The sequence below is a fragment of the Microbacterium sp. A84 genome, from assembly GCF_051842815.1.
Lineage (GTDB): Bacteria > Actinomycetota > Actinomycetes > Actinomycetales > Microbacteriaceae > Microbacterium.
Map to the genome: position 1 here is coordinate 1,808,934 of NZ_JBPXMS010000001.1, position 22,129 is coordinate 1,831,062.

At 65.1% G+C, this 22,129-nt stretch carries 17 protein-coding genes; 1 reads left to right on the plus strand and 16 read right to left on the minus strand.

Going from position 1 to position 22,129, the window contains the following annotated elements:
• Positions 1-46: 46 nt before the first annotated feature.
• Positions 47-1,387 (plus strand): DUF222 domain-containing protein, encoded by a 1,341-nt coding sequence (locus ACSU04_RS08695; protein ID WP_439289124.1) that lies wholly within the window; start codon positions 47-49, stop codon positions 1,385-1,387.
• Positions 1,388-1,396: 9 nt separating this feature from the next.
• Here the strand turns inward: ACSU04_RS08695 and ACSU04_RS08700 are convergent, their stop codons facing one another.
• The 16 genes from ACSU04_RS08700 to ACSU04_RS08775 all read right to left on the minus strand — a co-directional run bounded on the left by ACSU04_RS08700 (position 1,397) and on the right by ACSU04_RS08775 (position 22,109).
• Positions 1,397-2,224, minus strand: coding sequence for a hypothetical protein (locus ACSU04_RS08700; protein WP_439289442.1), 828 nt, complete (start codon positions 2,222-2,224; stop codon positions 1,397-1,399).
• A 29-nt stretch (positions 2,225-2,253) separates the two neighbouring features.
• Positions 2,254-2,934 (minus strand): hypothetical protein, encoded by a 681-nt coding sequence (locus ACSU04_RS08705; RefSeq protein WP_439289125.1) that lies wholly within the window; start codon positions 2,932-2,934, stop codon positions 2,254-2,256.
• Positions 2,934-3,620, minus strand: a complete 687-nt coding sequence (locus tag ACSU04_RS08710) for a hypothetical protein (RefSeq protein WP_439289126.1) — start codon at positions 3,618-3,620, stop codon at positions 2,934-2,936. The genes ACSU04_RS08705 and ACSU04_RS08710 overlap by 1 nt, the downstream gene beginning before the upstream one ends.
• Before the next feature lie 2 nt (positions 3,621-3,622).
• On the minus strand, positions 3,623-4,321 hold the full coding sequence (locus tag ACSU04_RS08715) for a hypothetical protein (protein WP_439289127.1): 699 nt from the start codon (positions 4,319-4,321) through the stop codon (positions 3,623-3,625).
• Between the two features lie 82 nt (positions 4,322-4,403).
• A complete protein-coding gene (locus ACSU04_RS08720; RefSeq protein ID WP_439289128.1) occupies positions 4,404-6,104 on the minus strand; it encodes an ABC transporter substrate-binding protein in 1,701 nt (566 codons plus the stop codon).
• 10 nt (positions 6,105-6,114) lie between these two features.
• Positions 6,115-6,336 (minus strand): hypothetical protein, encoded by a 222-nt coding sequence (locus ACSU04_RS08725; protein ID WP_439280297.1) that lies wholly within the window; start codon positions 6,334-6,336, stop codon positions 6,115-6,117.
• Positions 6,337-6,434: 98 nt separating this feature from the next.
• Positions 6,435-6,728 carry a WXG100 family type VII secretion target gene (locus ACSU04_RS08730; RefSeq protein WP_439280296.1) on the minus strand — a complete coding sequence of 98 codons (294 nt, stop codon included), beginning with the start codon at positions 6,726-6,728 and terminating at the stop codon, positions 6,435-6,437.
• Positions 6,729-6,831: 103 nt separating this feature from the next.
• Complete coding sequence (locus ACSU04_RS08735; protein ID WP_439289129.1) at positions 6,832-11,346, minus strand: FtsK/SpoIIIE domain-containing protein; 4,515 nt, start codon at positions 11,344-11,346, stop codon at positions 6,832-6,834.
• 58 nt (positions 11,347-11,404) lie between these two features.
• Complete coding sequence (locus tag ACSU04_RS08740; RefSeq protein ID WP_439289130.1) at positions 11,405-12,718, minus strand: RDD family protein; 1,314 nt, start codon at positions 12,716-12,718, stop codon at positions 11,405-11,407.
• Between the two features lies 1 nt (position 12,719).
• Positions 12,720-14,321 carry a serine/threonine-protein kinase gene (locus tag ACSU04_RS08745; RefSeq protein ID WP_439289131.1) on the minus strand — a complete coding sequence of 534 codons (1,602 nt, stop codon included), beginning with the start codon at positions 14,319-14,321 and terminating at the stop codon, positions 12,720-12,722.
• Complete coding sequence (locus ACSU04_RS08750) at positions 14,318-15,475, minus strand: FHA domain-containing protein (RefSeq protein WP_439289132.1); 1,158 nt, start codon at positions 15,473-15,475, stop codon at positions 14,318-14,320. Before ACSU04_RS08750 ends, ACSU04_RS08745 begins: the two co-directional genes overlap by 4 nt.
• Positions 15,472-16,287: a PP2C family protein-serine/threonine phosphatase gene (locus tag ACSU04_RS08755; RefSeq protein ID WP_439289133.1), complete on the minus strand. Its 816-nt coding sequence runs from the start codon at positions 16,285-16,287 to the stop codon at positions 15,472-15,474. The genes ACSU04_RS08750 and ACSU04_RS08755 overlap by 4 nt, the downstream gene beginning before the upstream one ends.
• Positions 16,284-17,483, minus strand: coding sequence for an RDD family protein (locus ACSU04_RS08760; RefSeq protein WP_439289134.1), 1,200 nt, complete (start codon positions 17,481-17,483; stop codon positions 16,284-16,286). The genes ACSU04_RS08755 and ACSU04_RS08760 overlap by 4 nt, the downstream gene beginning before the upstream one ends.
• Complete coding sequence (locus ACSU04_RS08765; protein WP_439289135.1) at positions 17,480-19,870, minus strand: transglutaminase-like domain-containing protein; 2,391 nt, start codon at positions 19,868-19,870, stop codon at positions 17,480-17,482. The genes ACSU04_RS08760 and ACSU04_RS08765 overlap by 4 nt, the downstream gene beginning before the upstream one ends.
• Positions 19,867-21,138, minus strand: a complete 1,272-nt coding sequence (locus ACSU04_RS08770) for a DUF58 domain-containing protein (protein ID WP_439289136.1) — start codon at positions 21,136-21,138, stop codon at positions 19,867-19,869. The genes ACSU04_RS08765 and ACSU04_RS08770 overlap by 4 nt, the downstream gene beginning before the upstream one ends.
• A complete protein-coding gene (locus tag ACSU04_RS08775; protein ID WP_439289137.1) occupies positions 21,138-22,109 on the minus strand; it encodes an AAA family ATPase in 972 nt (323 codons plus the stop codon). Before ACSU04_RS08775 ends, ACSU04_RS08770 begins: the two co-directional genes overlap by 1 nt.
• Between the last annotated feature and the right edge of the window lie 20 nt (positions 22,110-22,129).

Sequence of the window (22,129 nt, forward strand, 5' to 3'; positions counted from 1 at the left end):
AGAACAAATCTTCGACAAAGCATCGATCTTGCGGTATGCTGAAGGTATGTCACAGCTGACCGTTCTGCACGAGGCGCTCACTCGCCTTGATGAAGTGTGGGCGGACGCCAGCGATGCAAATGGCCTTTCGAGGGAACAGCTCATTGCGGCCACAAACGCGGTCGGTCTGTTGCAGCGTCGGTTGGATGCTGTGCATGTCGATGTGGCGGCGGGGATCGCGAGTGAGTCACGGCCGGAGCTCGGCGCCGACTCGCTGGCGAAGCAGCAGGGATTTCGTTCGGCTGCGAAGCTGATCGCGGCGGCGACTGGTGTGTCGACGGGGGACGCGTCGCGTCTGATCAAGGTGGGCGAGGCAACCGCGATCCGCACCGACCTGCTGGGTTCGCGCCTGCCAGCGAAGTACCCGCTCGTCCGCGAGGCGATGACGGCGGGTACGCTCAGCGCCCAGGCGGCGGCGTTGATCATCGCAGTACTAGAGCGGTGCCGGATCGCGGCCGGGCTGGAGCGGATCGCCGAGGGCGAACGGATGCTGGTCGACACCGCACCCGGGCTCGCACTCGATGAGGTGCGCCGACTCGTAGTCCGCGTGGAAGCCTGGCTAGATCCAGACGGTGTGGAACCGCGTGAGGATGAGCAGCGTGGCAGGCGCTCGCTGACGTTCCACGAGCGTGGCGGGCGGTTGCACTTCGACGGGGACTTCGACGTCGAGACCGGTGCGCCGATCGTCGCCGCGCTCCGCGGTTATGTGTCCGCTGCGTTCGCGGCACGCAAAAACGCCCCCGATCCGGATGCTCCGGATGCTGACCACCGCACCGTCGCCATGTTGCAGGCCGATGCGCTCGCCCTGTTCTGCTCTCACGTGCTCGGCTGCAAGGAACGCACCCCGGTTGCCGGGGCGACAGTCATCGTTCGCATCGACTACAAAGACCTCGTAGGCGGGACCGGGACAGCAACGATCGATGGCATCGACCAGCCCGTCAGTGCAGGCGCCGCTCGGCGGATGGCCGCAGGCGCCGAGGTGATCCCCTGTGTCCTTGGTGGTGACAGCGAAATCCTCGACTGGGGCCGCAAGAAACGACTTTTCACCCGGGCACAACGCCTCGCCCTCGTCGAACGCGACGATGGATGCGCCATGTGCAACCTCCCGCCGGAGATGACCAAAGCCCACCACCTGCGATGGTGGAAACGCGATCACGGACGGACGGACCTCTCCAACGGGATCCTCCTGTGCGAAACCTGCCACCACCGCATCCACGACAACGGCTGGGAAATCCGGATCGACGGTTCGGGCATCACCGCACGGGTCTGGTTCATCCCACCCGCCTACGTCGACCCCGCACGCACACCGCGTCTCGGCGGGCGCGCACGCTTCGGCATCGCCGCCTGACTTCCCCGGTCAGCGCGGCGGTGCTCCTGGCACAAAGTAGCGCAACGGCGACAGCCCGGTGCGGGTGACGGCATCGCCTGCCGCATCGAGGAACTCGTTCATCGTCGCCACGCTGATCGAACCAGACGGATCCGCAAGGACCACATTGTCAACCACCGGCAGCAGAGTCGCAGTGCCCTTCGGCCAGGTCGCGAACGTGGTCGTGACGCCGGTATCGAGTACCTGGATCTTGGGATCGGCGAGGTGAACATCCGGACGCTGCAGCGCTACGGTCTGAGCCTCGTATGCACGCACGCTGAACAGGCGCAGCACCCGCTCAAACCGCATCTCCAGCGAGGGGAAGCGCTCGCGCCAGGGGAACGGAGCCCACGCCCCGTCAGCCAGAACGATCGGGTGTGCGCTGACGAGCGATCCGCCCGCGTCATACAGTTCCTCAGCCAAGTCCAAGACGCGTGCGATGCCGGCTTCATCATCCGCACCAACGATCACCAGCCGGTCCCGTGACAGCGCGAACACCACCGGAGCACCCGCGAGTGAAACCACCGCCAGCCGCGCCGAGTCGACGAGCACGGATGCCGCCAGCACCTCATCATCAACGACGATCACGCCCTCGACAGGCTCGGGTACCTGTGCGGTCGAAGCCGCCGAGGTCACCGCGTCCGTGAACGGGCGGGACCACCCCTCCGCCTGGCCCTGCGTGATCGCGGCACCGCTGCCGACTGCGTCCAGCCCAACGAAGAGCTCGCCGCCGACATACTCCACCCGCGGATGAGCGTCCCCCGGAGCAGTGATGGACAGAACTCCAAGTTCACTCGCACCGTAGATGCGTGGAACCATCTTCACGTCCACGTTCCCAAATGCACCTGTCATGAGTCCTGCCCCTCTTCGTCTGCCTCTGTCAGGTTATCTGCCAGCCCCTGCGCCTTCTGGCTTCCAAGCCTGACGACATCCGCCCATGACCAGCTCAGGTCGCCGGTTCGGAGGTTCATCGCAGTCGCCTTGTCACGCGTTGAATCATCCCAGACCCAGTTCCGGGGCACGACGTGCAGCGCCATCAGTGTCTTAAGCCCGGGAAGAGGGGGACCGTAAACCACAAGTACTACCGCCCGATCGCCGAAGGCCCACCAGTCTGCGCGTCGCGCACCGGTCCGCGCGAGCTCTGCGGCGTAGGAACCCCCAAACTCACGATCGGGCGAGAGGTCGATGCCGATCTGGAGGCCGTGTCGGTGCTCGCACGCCCCTCGAATCTCGCTCCACAGCTGGGTCGCGCGGTCCCGCATCGGATCTCCGTCGGATGACGGCGGCTCCCATGAGAGTGGGATGATCCAGGCGACATCCCGCGACAGGGCGGGAACGTCGGACAGCAGCCACTGATCGCGACCATCACCCGCCGACGAGGCACCCACCAACGTGGACTCGATGGCATCGACGATCCGGTCGGCGGTGACCACGAGCTGCTCTCCACTGAACGTGATGACTGCGCCGAAACGGAGCGACACAGGGCCGAAAGGCGTCAGAGCATCTGACGGCTCAGCGTGGATGGCCATCAATGCAGCGTCAAATCTTGGGTCGTGCCCGGCCAATGGCCTGGTTCACTCTTTGGAATGCTGATCACTGCTTCCGGATCGCCTGTCGGAAGGTATCCTCCAGGGATCCACTGCGGGTTGGCTCCACCTTCATTGCCGCGGGGGATATCAAGGTTACTGAGCTCCGAAGGAGCGAAGTTGCGGATCTCCACGGCGACGGGAAGGCCATCGGCGCCGAGATAGTAGTCCGGGTCCATGCCGAGACGGATGGCCAGCTGGCGTGCGTCACCGCCAGTCTCGTCGATGATCGTCTTCAGCTCGGATGTGGGGAAGACGAATGTGGTGCCATTGTTTCCTGGACCATACTCAGCCAGATTGCTGGAAATATAGATCCGGCTCGCACCATCCTGGAACCGGTCGAGATGCTGATCGATGTAGGACTGATCCAGATACTCCGAAGGATGCGGCCGGTTCCCATGACCGACGTCGACGACGTCGTTCGGCTCCCACTTGCTGTCCGGCCTCCACGCGTTCTGCAGCGGGTGCGTGACGTCCGCGGAGTCGAGATTTTGAACGTCACTCGTGTTGCGGTCTTGCTTGCGGCCGTGCTTGCGGAACATATCCGCGAGCTGGCGCACATGGATAGGCACGCCATCAAGCGAATGCTTGATGGCGTCGGCGATCTCGGAGCCTGGTCCCTTACCCATAATCAGTCTCCCCCGATGTTGAGCGTGGCGAGATCTGCCATCAACCGCTCCGTCAAAGTCTCGACGTCAGACGCATGCATTTCCATCTCACCCTCCGCGTGTTCCAACGCCTGCAGATCCGCGTAGAACTCCTCAGAATCCCCCGCGACAGCCTCAACGATCGGCGAATCCAACGCCGCCATAATCGCCGCAGGCAGGTGCTCGGCCAACGGCTCGATCACCATCGGGAGCACCTGATTCATCGCCTGCTCCACCGCGATATCGACCGCCGCATTCAACAGCTTCTTCTTGATCAGCATCATCGGCCCCGCGCCCAACGCCGTAACCGGGTTCGTCAGCATCGCTACCAAGGTGATCATCGTCGTCGTCACGTCAAGGATGACCTTCATCTTCAAACCGAAGACCACATCAGCCGCGATGTCGACACCCGTCGGCACAGGACCGAGCACATCCAACAGTTTCTGCAGATTCTGTGAACGGTTCGTATTCCACGCGCTCACATATGCAGGCCCCGCCTGCCCACGCATTGCCATCGCAAGATCCCCGTTGACCTTGCGATCCATCACCTGAATCTTCGACTCCAGCTCACCGTGGAACACGCGAACCATATCGCCGCCCCGGCGCAACTCGTCCTCGTCAATATCCGGCCACTCAAACCCCAGCTTCTCCATTACCCAGATCAGCTCATTCGGCAACATCATTCCCACAGCACAACCTCCAGAGGAGACTCTACGGGTCGCGAACGCTGCCTCGCGATGGGGAGAACAACCCACAGCACCGGGCTCACGGCAGGGCCGCCCACTGCACGGCGCCAGACGTCAACGGAGCCGTCGCGCCGTTGCGTGATGCGACGCCGGTCACGTCACGATCGCTGATTGTCACCCGCGGGTTCGCGGCGATCGGAAGTGCCACGGCGGCACGGACGATCGTCGCCTCAATCTGCGCACGAATATCTCGCGCCTCGTAGATATCCGTGGTCTGGGCAAGCTGCGCGATCAGAGCGTCACGCTCCGGATCCGCATGGCGAGTGATGGATGCGTCACCCTGACTGCCCCACTGCGCAGCGATCTGCCCGGGCGTCTGCGGGATCGGCACGCGGGCGATCACCGCATCCCAACCGCGCTGCACGAGCGCGGTGTCGAAGTCATCGCTGCCGCAGTCGACCACGCTCCAGCCGAATTCACCCGCCGCGTCCCGAAGTGCAGCGAACGCACCGACCGCGAACTCGCTCCGCCGGTCGTACAGCACGCAGACGTGTGTTCTTGTAGCCAGGCCGGCAGCTTCCCGCTCCAGCGCCGGGTCATCTCCCGCCTCGCCGAGCATCTCGGCGAAACCGGAGTCGGCGTTCACGATGTCGTAGGCGCGAGACCCCGGCGCCGACACCATCGATGTGGTGCCGGCGTACGCAGTTGCCCAGTCGCCCGCACCGCGCTCCACCATCGAACGCGCCGGTACCGCGTGGATAAACGCGGTACGCGCCTGCTGCTGGGTGAAGACGCCTGCAGGATTCAACAGCATCGCCCAGACAGTTCCGTCATGCGTTGTGTCGACCGTGAAGTCCTTGCGCTCAAGCTCGATGATCGGCGCCCGATTGGCCGCGATCGGAGCCACTTGCGCGGCATCCAACTGGTCGCCGATCGTGGTGATCGGGTCGACACCGGGCGGCACCAGGTTGATGCGGGCGACCTGGGGAGTCACGAGCCCGCTGTACGACGGGTTCGGCACCAGCGTCACGCTCTGCCCCGCATCGCTACGATCGACCCCGTCGACCAGGAATGGCCCGCTGGAAAGCGCCAGATCCGCGGGAAGCTCTGCCTGGTCGGAGAGCTCGAAGCCTTCGTTCCAGACCGTGGCGAGCGCCTCGAGCGCGGCCGAATCGTGCTCTTGGATCGCCCGGATGACCGCCTGCTTCGCCTCCATGTCGTCGTCCATGGCGAAGGCCAGACGACCGACGATGTGCGCAGGCACCGGCACCGTGACCGCCTGCTGCCAATCAATCACCGGCTGCGGAAACGTCACCTGAATCGCGCGCGCGAACTCATCGAGGACAGGGACCGCGAGCTCGGCATCCGGCTCGGCATCCGCTGTCTCGCTTTCGTGACCGACGTCAAAGTATCCGGACGCTCCCGCCCAGCCCAACAGCAGATCCGCGGCGTCAAGCGGGATACCGTCCGACCAGGACGGCTCGGTAAGGTCGTACCGCACCGTGAAAGGGTCGTCACTGACGATCGTGACCGCTCCGAAGCCTTCGTCGGCGACGAACTCACCGTCGATCACGTCTCCGAAGTCGCCTCGGATCGTCGCGGCAATGTCGACGTTGCCTGACGTGGGGGATGCGGCTGCGTTGGTCGATGTGAACTCACCCGTCCACCCGACGGTGATGGCAGAGCCCGGCACGACCGATTCCGGCATCGCCGGTGTGCATGCTGTCAGGCCTACCGCGAGGAGGACAGCAAGTGGTGCAGCAAGGCGACGAGCCCTCATGGGAGCCGCGTCACACGAAGTCGGCGCTGTCGTCGCCTTCGGCCATCTCGCGAAAACGCTCGCTCTCTTCGCTCTCCAGCCACGCACGTGCGTGCTCCAATAGCACCGCCGGCGAATCCTGCGCCTCTTCAGCAGTGGCGAACGGTCCGATCGTGTCCTCGGAAGGGCGCTCATCCGCACGCTGGACCGACTGGGTCGACAGGTTGTACCAGTAGCTCTGCGTTCCGCTCATGTTTCCAATTCTATTCGCCGCGCGCTGTGCATCTCAGGCAAAGACAGAGGTCGTGGCGTCAGTTCCCCCGACGCCACGACCTCTAAAAGTGCGATGGTTCAGGCGCCGCCGGCCATGCTCGCGTCAGTGTCACGGATCTGGTCCGCCATCTGGTCGAGTGCCTGCGCCATGTCGTTCACGGCCTCCGCTGCATCGTCCAGGGAGCTCGTGAGCTCACCGTACGACGTGTTGTACGCCACCGAAGCGTTCTCGGTCTTGAAGCCGTCCTGGACGAGGTCCTCGATGACGCCCTGGAGCTCCTTCAGCGTGTCGGTGACGGTGGTACGTCCGTCACGAAGGCGCTGTGCCGCGCTTTCCATCTCGCTGTATGTTGCACCAAAATCTGCTGCCATGAGAGCCGCCTCCAAGTTTGTCTTCGTCAGGCCGCTCGGCCTCTTACAACGAGGTTAGCCAACGATCTCGATCTGGCATACGGGGAGCGGTACCCATGTACCTCTACCCATGAGCCGGCGCATCGGGCACGAACGGGATCTGCATCGTGACCGCCTTACCTGCCTGTACGAAGATGCCGCGGCCGACCGGGAAGTCCGAGCGTTTGACGCGGCCGAACGGAGACTTGAAGATCGATTCTCCGTCGTAGGTATCGGGTTTGAGCACAATGCCCTGTCTTCCGGTCTTCCACTCACCCATCACGCCGATGCTGCCGCTGGCACGACTGATCTCGGCCTCACCGATCAGCAAATGGTCGCTGTTGTTCATCGCCTGCAGCAGCGCCCGCATCGGGCGATCAGCCGCACCGTCGGCAAGGTGAGGCATGTCCTCGATGACGATCATGATGCGGCCATCGGGCGAATCGCTCACGACCAGTTCTGCGAGCTCTGTGGCGAGGTCCTTCTCGTCCTCGGCGCGCGTAGCGCTGCGCACCCACGGACGGAAGTCTTTGAGCTCCGATCGGCGACTGCCGAAGTGATACATGCGCACGTTCGGGTTGAAGCGTTCCATGGCGATGATGAGCGCCTTCAACGTGTTCGTCCTGCCCGATGCCGGAGGACCCGAGATTACGAACGAGCCGATCGGCTCGAAGCCGTGAGGTGCGAGTGTGTCGTCGGCAACGCCGAACACCGGCATCCCACCCACCTGTGCTGGCATCTCGGACACGGGAACCATGGTGGGAAGCGCACCGATCTCGGGTAGATCGAGCACGCCCTCTTCGCGGAGGCGATCACCGAGCACGCCGAGCGCTTTGGTCTGCTCGACCACGTTCATGGTGCCACCCAGTACTGCGATCTGCGCTTCATGCCCGTCAATGACCGCACGCCCCGGCGCGGATTGCTCGTCGAGGATGTCCCGTGGCGCGTTCAACAGCATGTACTGGCTGGGATCTCCCATCCGCAGCACGACGCGACGTGAGATGTTCGCCGCCACCGCGCTCGGCACGGCGTTGCCACGGTCGGCGGTGATCACGGTGTGCACGCCCAGTGTGCGTCCTTCGCCGAGGATGCGCATGAAGGTACGGTAGAACGGCGCACGGCCCGGCGCGAACTCCCAGTCTTTCTTGAACTCGGGGAAGTTGTCGATCAGCAGCAGAATGCGCGGCAATTTCGGGTCGACGAGTTCTCGGTATTCCTGCACGGATGCCGCGCTGGCGGCCGAGAACGACGCCGAACGACGATCCATCTCCCGATCGAGCGTCCGCAGCAGACGTTGGATGCGCTCGACATCCGCACTGTCGACGACCGAGCCGACATGGGGAAGTGCGGCAAGCGCGCCCAGCGCACCCGAGGCGAAATCGAGGCAGTAGACCTGCACGCGACCACGATCTGGCCTCATGCCGGCGGCTGTGGCGATCGTCTTGAGCAGGGTCGATTTACCTGAACCAGATGTGCCGTAGATCACCAGCGAACCATCACGGTCGGGTGAGAACACCGCTGGCTGCTGCAGCTGATTCTCTGGCACATCCACCAGCGCGAGCGGGATGCGTGTGTCGCCCTCGTTGGGCAGATCATGCAGATCCACGAGTGGCGACAGGTCATCGAGCCAGGGACGGCGGGGCCGGATGAGCCCTCCGACCTCGCTGGCGCGAATCAAGGTCGACACGATGCGCTTCTGATCGTTCGGGCCGAGATCCTCCTCATGCGAGTCCGACTCGGCGGGACGGTCGGATTCCCACTCGGCGCTGGAGCCGAAGCGCAGCTCGGCCACGCGCACCTCCGCCACGGCCGCATCATCGTCGGTGGTCCATCCGCCCGCGTACGCCGACTGGAACGGCACAAGCCTGCCGGGGCCGGTCTTCGCGATCGCCCGGCCGGGGATCGCTGCGGAGAAGGTCGACGCAATGCCGTCGTCGACGACGTCGCGCGAGTCGGCCTCGTCTGCCATGCGCAGGGCGATGCGCAGGTTGGTGTTCGCGCGCAGGTTGTCCTTGATGACGCCCGCTGGTCGCTGGGTCGCCATGATCAGGTGGATGCCGAGCGAGCGTCCGCGCTGCGCGATATCCACCACGCCATCGACGAACTCCGGCATCTCCGACGCGAGTGCGGCGAACTCATCGATCACAAGGACGAGGGCCGGAGGGCACTCCGGATCCTGGCGCTTCTCAAGCTCGAGAAGATCCTTCGCCTTCTTGCGATTGAGCAGATGCTCCCGATGCTGCAACTCAGCACGAAGGCTGGTCAGCGCTCGGCGTACCAGGTGTGGACTCAGATCGGTCACGAGCCCCACGCAGTGCGGCAGCTCCACACAATCGGCGAAGGCGGATCCGCCCTTGTAGTCGACGAACAGGAACGTGACGCGATCCGGGCTGTGCGCCGCAGCCATACCCAGAACCCACGCCTGCAGGAACTCGGATTTTCCCGCGCCGGTCGTACCGCCGACGAGGGCGTGCGGACCCTGCGTGCGCAGATCGAGTGCCATCGCGTCGCTCGCCCCCTGGCCGATGATCGCACGCAGCGTGCCAGACTTCTTCAACCGAGGCCGAGGCCCCGGCGACCGGTCCACGATGGTGTTGTTCTGCCGCCAGCGCTCGATCACGACCTGCGGATCCTCCGCGATCGCCGGGTCGACGAGCTGCAAGAACATCACCGAATTAGGAATGTCAGACGCGTCGTGCACCACTGTGCTCGCATCCACCACCGGTGCGAGACGTCGAGCGAGCATGTGCAGGTACGCGTTGGAGACGCCTTCCACTCGCACATGCTCGAAGTGCTCGCCGGTGCGGACCAGGCCGACCTGGGCGTCTTCGAGACCCGTTGTGACATCGATGTAGCTGCGGCACACGGCCGGAAGAGACTCGACCGTGGGCGAGATGAACACCGCGTGCACGCCGCGATCCGCGCCGCGCTCCAACACATCCGTGAGTCGACCGCGGTCGACCGGTGCGTCACTGGTCACGAAGACGATCACTGACAGCGGTGGAGTGCTCTTGTGATCCGTCGCCGCGCGAGCGACATCCGTGCCGTACAGCAGCGGGTTCCAGTCTTCCTTGAACGGACCGCGCGGCTCTCCGCCGACGCCTTCTGCCCCGGCGCGTAGCACGTACTCCTCGAGCATGCTCAGCAGCGCGGCACCGGTCGGTGCGGAATCGGCGAGCGCCATGTTCCGGAACGGGCTCTTCTCGCTGGATGTGTGCGGCATCCACTTGAGCCAGTCCAACTCTGGCGTCCACGCGGAGTCGGCGAAGGCAACGGTGACGACATCGTTGGGGGCGTGCAGACCGAACAGCTGGACGGCAAGGCCGCGCATCGTGTCGGCCACCGGCCCCTGTGGACCCGCGATTCCGATCGACCCGGCGTCGGCCAGCGTGTCGAACACCGGCACGTCGTCGACGAGTTCGTAGCGTTCGCGCAGTCGGTCGATGCGTTCGATGAACTCGGGAAGGCCGTCCGGCTCGTCGGCATCGTCGATCATGTTGCGTGCGGGGAGCTGGCAGCTGCCCAACCGCAGACCGAGGAAGTTCCAGTGCTCTGGCCGCCTCGTCCACAGCATCGGGCCGAGCCGCATGGCGTGATCGAAGATTTCCGCGACGGGCGGAGCCTCCGCACTGCGGGCGCGCTCTTCCTCGGGCTTACCTCGGAAGAAGTCCTCTTCCAGCTGCTCATACTGTCGCTCGAAGAGGAGGTACTCGTGGTTGGAGCTCTTCTTGCTCTGTACGGCCTGATTGATAATGTTGCCAAGCGCCATCAGCGGCGTCATCACGATCATGAGGAGCGATCGCGGATTCTCATTCAGCGCGTAGAGCGCCATACCCATCAGGATCGGCGTGACCAGGATCGGCCACGGGAACATCTTGCCGATCTTCTCGGTGGGCAGACGCGGAGCCTTGAACCGTGTGCCCGGGTAGCGCACCTCGACACGGGGGCTTCGGTTGAACAGCAGGCCCCCACCTCGTTCGATGATCGGCTCCTCTGAGGCCGAGCCATCGAAGGAACGAGCGAGGCGCAGGATGAGCGTGGTGCCGCCGATCACGAACGGCTCACCCTCTTCGACCCTGACCCGCTGTACCGCGACACCGTCTACGAGCACGCCATTTGCGGAGTTCAGGTCGACGACCTCGATGTGCGCCCCGACCTCGAGGCGCGCGTGACGCTTCGAAACCAAAGGATCGACGAGGACAACGTCGTTGTCCGCGTCCCTGCCCAGGAACACGTGCCCGGCGGCGATGGGGAACTCTTGGCCCTCCAACGCTCCCGCCGTCGCGCGCAGCACGCCGACGATCTCGCCCTGGCCACTGGCTGCATAGTTGGGGCCGTAATTGACGATGGATGCTGCGAAACCGGAGCCGATCGGCGCTTCGCCGATCGGTACATCCGGCTGCAGCGGGACCAGTCGTTCACCGGCGGGAGGCGCGACGGCGAGTGTGACCACGTCGCCCTCGGCGACCGGCGTCGACCGTGTCGGATCGGCCTCGGCGACATGGCGAGCCACGTCGCCGGTGGTAGCCGTCGAATCCGTCGTGATCACGATGTCGACGGGGTCGCCCGACTGCCGGTGCAAGGTCAGTTTCAGTCGCATTCGTGTCCCTCAGTCCCGCTTAGCTCGCCAGCGACCATCATCTTGTGCTCGCCCTCGCTCATATCCGAATCACGGCTGCCGTACGATCGCCGATCCGAATCAGGTCGCTGTCCGTCGTCATGACCGGCGTGCCCGCAGCGACAACGTACTCCACACCGTCTCGGATCAGCCCCGACCCGTTTGTGGAACCGCAGTCGACGATCTCGAGTCCCCCGTCGACAGGACGCACCAGCAGGTGTGTCTTCGAAAGCGACCGGCTATCATCGGCCAGCGGGATCGGTCGTGCGCCAAAATACTGCGCCGCGTCCGGGTTACGCCCGAGGAGCACGGGTTCGGATACCAGGATGCTCTCGCCCGTGTCGAGCCGCAGCGCGAAGCGTGCGGCTGGGGTGGTCTGCGGCGCAGGTTCTGGCGCGGGCGCGGGCTGCGGTATCGGGGCTGGATCGGACATCGGCTCTGGCGCAGGTTCTGGGGCAGACACGGGCGGCGGCACGGGAGCCTGCACGGGCTCAGGAGCACTGGCGAGCCGGTATCCGCCGAGCACCGGCTTACCAGCCTCACCCGGGCCGACCTCCGCAGGCTGGACGGGCTGCGGCAGACCGATCACCGGACGCTCACGCGCCTCGTACGGACGCGCAATACCAATCACGCCGGCGCTGACACGGTTGCCGGGCCGATACTCGGGCTGTGCCGCCGGATCCATCGGTGTCGCAAGGGAAGGTAATGCCGATCGCTCAGGAGCCGGCTCGGCCTTCACCATCTTGCGTGCGACACGCATCCGCTTCTCGTCGTAGGGCTGCAGCCCCTTGCGCACGTCCACCAGCCAGACATTCGTCGCCTTGTCATGCCATCCGCGTCCGCGACGCTGCGGGTCAAGCGTCGGGGAAATCAGGAACAGTACGAGGCCGAAAAGCGGCACGAGGCTCACGACGGCGACGAGGAGGAAGCGCGACAGCACTGCGCCGACGCCAGGACGTCCGAGCGTGCGCACATTCACGCTTCGGATGCCGACGATGGCCTTGCCGATCGTCAGCCCCTTGGTTCCGTGGAGGACCAGTTGCACGACGCTGAAAACCAGGGTGAGGAGTACCGTGACGCCCGCCATCACGATACCGAGCACGAAGCCCGGATGATTGAGGAACCCGTAGGAGGAGATCGATCCGGTCGCGAGCTTGAAGAGTAACGGCATCGCACCAAGCCAGAGCGGCAGCTGCAACAACAGCCAGAGCGCGACATCCAATGTCAAGGCCAAGGCACGGCGACCGAACGGCGCGCGCAACAGGCCGAGTGCGGCGGCATACGCCGGATCCGGGCGCCCGGAGGCGTCGAGTCCTTCGATCGTCTGCTTCTTCTCGTCGATCTCCCAAATCATGTCAGTCCACGCATCCCCTGGCCGCGTCCGATGCGCGCCCATCAGCGCGGATCAGGGAGACGTCGATGCACACTTCACCAGAGCCTTGAGTAGTGAGCGTCACCGTTGGCGTCGTCACCCGCTTAGTGCTGGTCTCGCCAGAAAGGACGATCTGCTCCCAGAGATAGAAATCGCCGTCTTGCTCATCTGGATTGGTCCAGGTGAAGGTGACCTTGTCACCGTCACGGGTTCCGACGATATCCGTCGCCTGGGGAACGACAGTGGAGACGATGTCTTGCGGCTCCACCACCTGCTCGCTCTGTTCAGGATCCGGCTGCTGTGCATTCAGGGCCGTCATGAGGAGGTTCGCACCGACGAAGATTCCCCCGATGACGATGACCGCCGCGACCACGCCGATGATCCAGCCCGCACGACCACGACGCGGCGGAATCTCGAGCGCAGCGGGCGCAGGGACGGGCGCCAGGGGGGCATTTGGCGCCAGAACCCGAGGCGGACGCAGGAGCGTGTGGTCATCGTCGACCTGCCGCACCGGCTCCTCCGCGACGACCGTAGGTGGACGCATCACGGTGTCGTCGGCCGCTGGCGCGGACGATCCCGAACCCGGGGCGCTCAAGTCGCTCGGGGCGAACGGCTGCGTCATCGCGGACGGCCGCGTCTCCCCGGCATCCGGGGCAATGCTGACGACCTGACGCACCCTGGTCAGTCCATCGTCATCATCATCGATCTGTTCAAAGGGATGATCATCGACGATGTCGATCGGCGTGACGGAGTGCGACAGCTCGATCTGCACCTTCTGCAGCGCCCGCGCGAAGGCGACCGCGCTGGGGTACCGGTCAGCAGGATTCTTCGCCATTGCCCGCTCAAGAACGCGCTGCAGGCTCGCTGGTGAATCTGGACGACCAAGCGGCAATAGCGCGGCGCGTTCGATGCGCTCGATCAGGTCTGCGCTGGAATTTCGCTCACCTGGACGTTCAAACGGCGAGCGCCCGGCAAGCAGCGTGAACAGCGTGGCCCCGAGTGCCCAGATATCGGACCATGTGCCGCTCTGCGGCGGGTCGCCGAATGACTCCGGTGGCGACCACGGAATCGACATACCTGTCGCCTCGGAGATCGCCGAGGTCGTCGAAGCGATGCCGAAGTCGGTCAGCGCCGGTCGGTTGTACTCGGTGACGAGGATATTTGCCGGCTTGATGTCACGGTGCAGGATGCCGGCACGATGCGCGGTTTCCACTGCGCCGGCGACCTGGATGCCGACGCGCAGCGTCTCCGCAACCGAGAACGGCTCCTTGCGGGCGCGCAGCTGCAGGTTCGGGCGAGGGCAGTACTCCATCACGATGTACGGGCGTCCGTCGCCGGCGACCGCGGCCTGGTAAATCGTGACGATCGCCGGATGCGTCGACAGCATCGCCATGACATTCGCCTCGTCGGCGAACTCCTGCGCGGATCCGCTCGAGATGCGATCAGCTAGCAGCACCTTGACGGCGACCCGCCGCTTCGGCATCTGCTGCTCGTATAGGAAGACATCGGCAAAACCACCAGTGCCCAGTGGTTCCACGTATGTGAAGCCGGGGAGTGCGGGAGGCGGAGAGGGCGGCCTACTCACGGAAGGTCCTCGAACGTGACGACGACGCCGTCACCGAGGTCGACCGAATCTCCGGTGAGTACCAGAATCTGCTCGCCCGGGTGCAGCCGCACGGGTTCTGCACCCGGCCGCAGCAGCGTTGACCCGTTTGTGGTGTGCAGGTCAATCACGACCACGGTGTCGCCCTCGGGGCGCACCTCGAGGTGGTTGCGGGAGATGTCCTGCTGGGGGCTGTCCACCGCGATGAGGTGCGGCAGATTTGCTCCACTGGCCCTGGTCGATCGTGGCCGCCGGCCGATGATCACCGGGCGGTCAAGAGATGCGCTCTGCCCCGTGGAGAGCCGGATGCTGCCGACGGATGCCACCGGAATCGCAACAGTCGGAGCCTCCGACGATGATGCTGCGGCGGGGTCTCGGAGCGCACGTGCCTGCGCGAGGGAAATGGTTGCACCGTCGTGGTCGCCTGCCGCGTCATCGGGTATGGGACTTCCTGCGGGGATCACGTGGACAGTGTCTCCAAACAACAGATCGAAGTCATCAACTTCTGCGGTGGAGTCTGCTTGCTCCGGCATCAGTGTGTCGTCCGTGTCGCCCGTGTCAGGATCCTCGTCTGCGACAGGGATCTCCTCTGTGACGGGAGCCTCCTCTGCGGCAGGGGTCTCTTCGGGAATCGGAGGGGCAATCGGAACGGACGGGGCGATCAAAACGGGCGGAGCCACGGGAACTATCGGCTGCTCCGACGCCACCAGTTCCACGGTCAGCGCACCAGCGCGCACGACGCCGCCGATGATCGGGAACGAAGCATCCGCATCGTCTGCGATCGCAATGTGAATTCGCGTGGCCGAGCGGATCACACGCTCACTCCAGGTGGCGATGTCGTGTCCGCTGACGCGCGTCTCGCCCTCTGTGGAGAAGGCCGTCACCTCGGGCACACCCCGTACAGCGACGCGAACATCGGCACCGTCCGTAGCGATCGCCACGAAGTCGGGGAGCCCGGCGAGCGTCCCGCCGGAGCCGAGGGTGAGCAGATCCACCAGCGCGCTGAGTTCATGCGCGTCACGCATGCCGTCCCAAATTTCGGCGACGAATGCCGCGTCGGCCCGCGGAGGCAAAACGATGACGGTGTCCACGTTGATGAGCGCGTTCCACTGTCCAGGGCGATAGGTGACATTCACGGGCGCATTCCTCCTGCGGCTTCGCGCGGACGCGTATCCGCGATGTCGGGAACATCTGTCTCCACGGGGCGCCCAGGATGGGACGCGACGGAGATTGCGTCGACGATCACAGCAGTCACATTGTCGCGGCCACCGGCACTCACAGCGTCGGCGACAAGGACGTTGGCGGCGCTCTGCGGATCGGTCTCGAGGGAAAGGACGTCGCGGATATAGTCGTCGGTCAGTTCGGAGCAGAGACCGTCCGAGCAGATCAGGATTCGGTCACCCAGGTCGGCGGGGAACATCCAGTAGTCGGCCTCACCAGTGCTTCCACCGCCAATCGCACGGGTAATGATGTTGCGGCGATGGTCTGTGGCAGCCTCGGCCGCTGTCAGCTCACCCGACTCCACCAACTCCTGAACGACCGAGTGATCCACACTGATCTGCTCCAGCTCACCGTCCGCCAGCCGATAGGTGCGGGAGTCGCCGATGTTCAGGACGAGCCAGTATCCGGTGCCGTCGACCGAGGCCAACACCACGCCACTCAGGGTCGTTCCTGCGCGCCCGGTGGTGGAAACGGAGATGTCGTCGACGGCGAGACGTGCGCTGCTCACGGCGGCACGCACGTCATCAAGGACGAGTGACTCACGACCGGAATACCGCTCGAACTCGGCGAGCGCCGCGGCACTCGCGCGCTCCCCCGCCTCATGACCACCCATGCCGTCCGCGACGAGGAAAACGGGAGCGCTCGCCAGCAGCGAGTCTTCATTCAGAGTGCGGCGGCTGCCCACATGCGTGGCCGAGCCGGACGTCACGATCAGGGATGCACTCATACGTAGCCGCCAATCGTGACGATGCGATCGCCGATCTCGAGAGCGTCCCCCAGGCGGACGCTCACCTGCTCACCGGGGGCGCATCTGATCCGCTCCCCGTCGCGCACGATCGTCATTCCGTTGGTGGAATGACGATCCTTCACCCATCCGCCGCTGACGTCGGCACCGGCTTCAAAATGAGTCTTCGAAAGCGACAGGGTCTCGTCACGCACTGGCACGACGGTGGCACCCTGTTCAGGAAGGGGATTGCGCCCGAAAAGCGTGCGCCCAGATACCGGAACGCGGGTTCCGTCATCCCAGGTGAACACCAGCCGGTGGCCGGGGATACTGATCCGGGTGTCCTCGATGTCGTCCGATTCGACGTCGTATGAGTCGGTAGCGACATCGGGCACGGTAGTGAGCTCGGGATCGGGCAGCGAAACAGTCACGTCGGAAATCTGCTCGGACCGTTGCGGCGGGGTGTCCTGCGTCACACCGGGCACGAACGCGATCAGTGCGTCTTCGGCAACCGGTGCGTGCGGCTGAGGGGCGGCCACGGCGGGTGCCGGCGCAGCCGGCGCAACGCTCGGCATCGCCGGGACGGCAGGCATCCGAGGAACAATCGGCATCTGCGGGACAATCGGCATCTGCGGAACAGTCGGGCGCGGGGCCGTTGCGAGTGTGGGCGCTCCGGGCTGCGCTGAAGGAAGCGGCGGGCGCGGCGGCACCTGCATCGCCTGGGTTGGAGGAGCCACGGCCGCGGCCGGCGCCGTGTGCGCGTCCAGCATGAGGGACTTCGCGACCTTGTCGTGCCAGCCTTGGAATCGCCCAGAGCCGTCGAACAACGGCGTGAAGTAACCGACGACGATGGATGCTGCGAGACCGAAGATGATGTTCCGCACCAGCGTCATGCCGAATCCGAGCGGCGCGCCGTCGACCTCGCGCACGAGGCGGATGCCCTGCGCGCGCATACCGATCGACCCGCGGCCGCTCTGCATCAGCGTGTAAACGATGAACCAGCCCAGCAGAATCACCGAAATCAGCGGGCCACCGATGGCCAGCACCCCGAGCATCCCCTCAAGGCCTGCCGAGACGGCGACCACCGCAAGAATGATGCCGAGGACGATGCCGATCCCGGCCGCGATTGCTGCGTCAATGATGTATGCCACGGCGCGCCGCGACGTCTGGGCGACCGTGCCGAACGCCGGTTGTGTCATGGTGTCTCGCTCTCGAATACATCGGAAGTGCTGTTCTTGATCGTGCCAGGTTCTCGTCGAACGCGCGCGTTCGCGGCATCCTTCAGACTCTGCACGCCTGCGGAGAGATGTGATCCTCCCAGCAGCGAGCGCATATTGAGACGTGCCTTGATCCGCTTCCAGAAGCCCGCTTCGACACCGAGACCGACCACGACGTCGTCGACCTCCTTCCAGAAGGCCTCGACCTCCTCAGCCGACGGGTCGCTCGGGCCGAAAACTTCGGCATCTGCGCGCTGCGCGAGCAATGTCGCGCCAGGAATTGCCAGCTTCTCGGCGACGTGCGCGGCTTCCTCTCCACGGGTCGCACCCACGGTGAAGCGAGCGCCGTAGTCGACCGCGCGGTCGGTGAGCTCGTCCCAGCCGCCGGAGATCCGATCGGCGGTGCGCTCCGACAACCGGCGCGACCTGCGGCGGCCTGCTTTCCAGGCACCGATGATGATGAACGGTGACGCGAGGATCAGCAGGGTCCCGAGGGTAATGCCACCGATCGTGAGGACCAGAGCGATGAGGCCGGAGAAGTCAGGCACCTCTTCCTCTGACTCACGGTCATCAGGAAGCGTGGGCGGCAGGTCAGCAGGCTCCTGCGGCGGCGGAGGCGGCTGCAGCACCTGCGGTTTCGGGTCTGCGCGCGGCTTGGTGTTCTGTTCGTTCGGAACCTGATCCTCGGGCGGCGTCGCATCGAACGGCACCCAGCCGAAGCCGTCGAAGTTCACCTCGACCCAGGCGTGGATATCTGCGCCCGTCGCCGCGAACTTCGACTGCCCGGCCTGCGCCTCATCCGGGTAGAAGCCCATAACGACACGAGCGGGGATCCCGATCTCGCCGGCGAGGAGTGCCATCGCAACGGCGTACTGCTCGTCATCGCCGATCATCTGATCGCCGCCGATGAGCGTAGAGATGCGCTCGGACGTGTGTCCGGCGCGCGAGATGACCTCGCCCTCCAGACCATGGCTGAAGAACCCGTCCTTCGACAGGTAAGTGGCGAGCGCCCGCACCTGCTCGACCGGCGTCTCCGCGTCGGCGATGATGTCTGCGGCGAGAGAGGACAGCTCGTCTGGGACCTTCTGCGATTTAGGCATGCGCACGGTACCGAACGGCACCTTAGCGAGCTGTTCGTCGCTGATCTCGGCCGGAATAATCGCCTGCACGGTGTAGCTGTCACCGGAGGAGAGCCCGCCGGTGGACACTGCCGTGCCAGAACCGGTGCTGTAGTACGTGCTGCGACGCAGCACATCAGCGTCGGCCCCGCTGAACTCGAACTCGGCGACAGAGCCGGCACTTGGCACCCAGACACCGGAATACTTGCCGATGTCGATCTTCAGCGTCACCGGCACACCCTGAGCGTCCGGTGACATGTTCGCGCGGATCGGCGTGAAGGCGCTGGATGTTCCCGGACCGCCGTCGACGACGTTGATGACCTGACCATCGAACTCGTCCATTGCCGCGAGGCGAATACGGGCGCCGGCTGGCAGCCCCTCCACTGTGAACAGTTTCTCGTCGGCGTCGTCGCGGACATGGCCACGGAACGACTGCAGGGCACTCGGATAGTCGCGCACGTTGAATGGCGGGATGATGACGTCACGCAGCACGTGGCGAACTTCAGTCGGTGCGGTAATTCCGCTGACTGCTGCTCCGGCGCCGGCCGCGACGATGACGACGACCGCACCGGATATGAGCCGGCGCATCCGCATGCGATTCGCCCGGGCCGGGTCGATCTCACTGACCGAGATGGCGGCGTTCTGCGGCGCCCAAATCTGACGGGCGGCCAGCCACGCGATGCTCACGGCGGCAAACAAGACCCCTTGCAAGAGCGGTGCCGCAGGCTCTGGCGTGCCGAAAGAGATGGTGACCGCGAGGGCGATGCCCGCCGGGATCAGCGCCCACGCCGGGTTCGCCAGGCGCAAGGCCATGGATGCCGTCAGAACCGCTGCGACCAGAAGCAGCAGGAACGGAACTATCAGGTGCCCGTCCGCGGCGGCTACGGGTGCCGCAGTGGTCAGCATCTTCTTCCACGACGTCACCGTGCCCAGTGCGAGCTGCTGCAGGGTGTCGAGGGTCGGGATGAATCCCGCGATGGCCGTGTGCGGCAGCGCGAGCGCCCCACCGAAAACGAAATAGGCCAGCGCTGTGAGGCCGGCGATGGTCAGGATGCCCCAGCGCCGCCAGGCGGCGACAGAAGCAATCGCAAGGCCAAGGATCACTCCACCGATAGCCGCGGCAAGGTATTCGGCGCCGCCGAAACTCGGCCAAAAGCCAACAATGCTGACGACGAGGAGAACAAAGACTGCGCCCAGGTCCAGCGCCCAACGGCGCAGCGGGAGAGTCTGGGTCTCGGCGACGGCGCTCATGCGAGCACCTTCTGAAGTGCAAGTGGAATTTGTTCGAGGGCGCCGACGCTCACGACTGCTGCTTCGCCGATGGCGCGCAGCGCAGGAACCTCGACAGAGGTATCGGCGACGATTGCGATCACGCGTGCGCCGTACGGGAGGCGCGCGCAGGCCAGGCGCAGATTCTCATTCGAGACGCGCGAGCCGCACACCAGCACGACCACGCTTGCGAGCGGCATGGTTGCGGCGATCACACCACTGAGCTCGGCGATACCGCCGTCACGCGGCTTGGACTCCTCGAGCGCGGCGAGCGAGTCGAGCAACTGCTTGCCTGTTCCGCAGCGCAGCTCTCGCCCCTGCACGCGCGCGTCGACGCGCTGCGAGTCACGCAGGGCACGCAGGCCGACGGACCCTGCCACCGAGATGCCGAGTTCAAAATCCGCATCCACGGCGTAGTCACCTGCGGAGCGGGACAGACCGATCACGAAGTGTGAGCGGCGGGTCTCCTCATACTGGCGGACCATCATCACACCGGTACGTGCGGTGGAACGCCAGTGCACGTGGCGCAAGTCATCGCCTGGCTGGTATTCGTTCAGCGCATGGAACGAAACATCGTCACGGGAGAGATCTGCCGCTGGCAGGCCCTCGAGGTCGCGCAAGAATCCCAGCGACTGACCGTCGAAGAGCACCGTCTTTGGATGCACATACAGATCGACGGGGTCATCGCCGCGGTGCGCACGCTCGAACATTCCGAGCGGATCGCCGCGGACCACGCTGACAGGGCCGACCTTGACGACCCCGCGACGGAGCGTCGGGATGGCGAAGAGCTCTTCCGCCTTGTCGCCGGGTGCAAGGCGATGGATGCCGAACTCGCCACGCCCGCCGCCCACCGGCAGCACGACGCGGGAGGGCAAAATGGCCCGGCTGGTCGGATTGGTGAGTGTGAGCGCGCCGACCGCGCGTTCACCAACGACAACCCGGGTGCGGGCAAGGTCGAGGGAGACATCGTACTCGGTGCGCCCGATGAGAAACAGTGCGCACAGTGCGATCACGACGGTCACAACGGTTGCCGCAATCGTCAGTTCGATCCAGCCCACGCTCCCGCCAACGATCCAGCACGCGACGGCGAGCACCATCAGCACCCACGCCAGGGGGCGGATGACGCTCACGATCTTCTGCAGACGCACCCAAATGCGCGCGCCAACGAGCGCGACGATGTCACGCCATCCGGCGTCGCGCGCGGTGTCCGGCACCGTGTCGGGCGCCGCCTGCAGCGTCTCTGCGGTCATCAAGCCGCCGTTCGCGCCTGGGGAGCTGCGACGCCCTCGAGCACGCGCGCGATGACCGTGTCGGCCGTCGTGCCGGCAAATTCTGCCTCGGCGTCCAGCAGCAGTCGGTGCTGCCATACCGGGGCCGCGAGGGTCTTGATGTCGTCCGGGAGCACGTAGTGCCGGCCGTGGGCTGCGGCCCAAACTTTGGCCAGACGAATCATCGAGATTGCGCCGCGAACAGATACGCCAAGACGCACGCCCTTGTCTTCGCGGGTGGCCTCGGTGAGCTGCGCCACGTAGCGCAGCACCGCGGAGTCGACGTGCGCGCTTGCGCCGAGGTCAGCCATGTCTGCGACCGCACTGGTGGTGATGATCGCGGAGAGTCGCGCGGAGGGGTTGCGGTCGGACGCGCCGGCAAGGATGTTCTCGGTCACCGCAAGATCCGGGTAGCCGATTGCGGTCTTGATGAGGAAACGGTCCAGCTGCGCCTCGGGGAGCTTGTAGGTACCGGCCTGCTCGACGGGGTTCTGCGTCGCGATGACGAGGAACGGCCGACCGGCCTCGTGTGTGACGCCGTCGACCGTGACGCGCGATTCCTCCATGACTTCCAAGAGTGCCGATTGCGTCTTGGGAGAGGCACGGTTGATCTCATCTGCCAGCACGATCGACGCGAAGATCGGGCCCTTGTGGAACTCGAACTTGTGGTTCTGCTGGTCGTAGATGGTCACGCCGGTGACGTCGGAGGGCAGCAGATCCGGGGTGAACTGGATGCGTGAACTCGTGCCCTGCACGGTCGCGGCCAGCGCCTTCGCGAGACTCGTCTTGCCAGTTCCCGGGGCATCCTCGAGGAGCACGTGCCCCTCGGCGAGCATGGATGCCAGGACGAGGCTGACGATCTCACGCTTTCCCTGCAGCGCCTTGTCGACGTTGTCGACGAGTCGCTGGAAGGTGCCCTGGAACCAGGCCGCCTGCTCGGGTGTCATTGTCATTTCGTGTCGTTCCTTCTCAC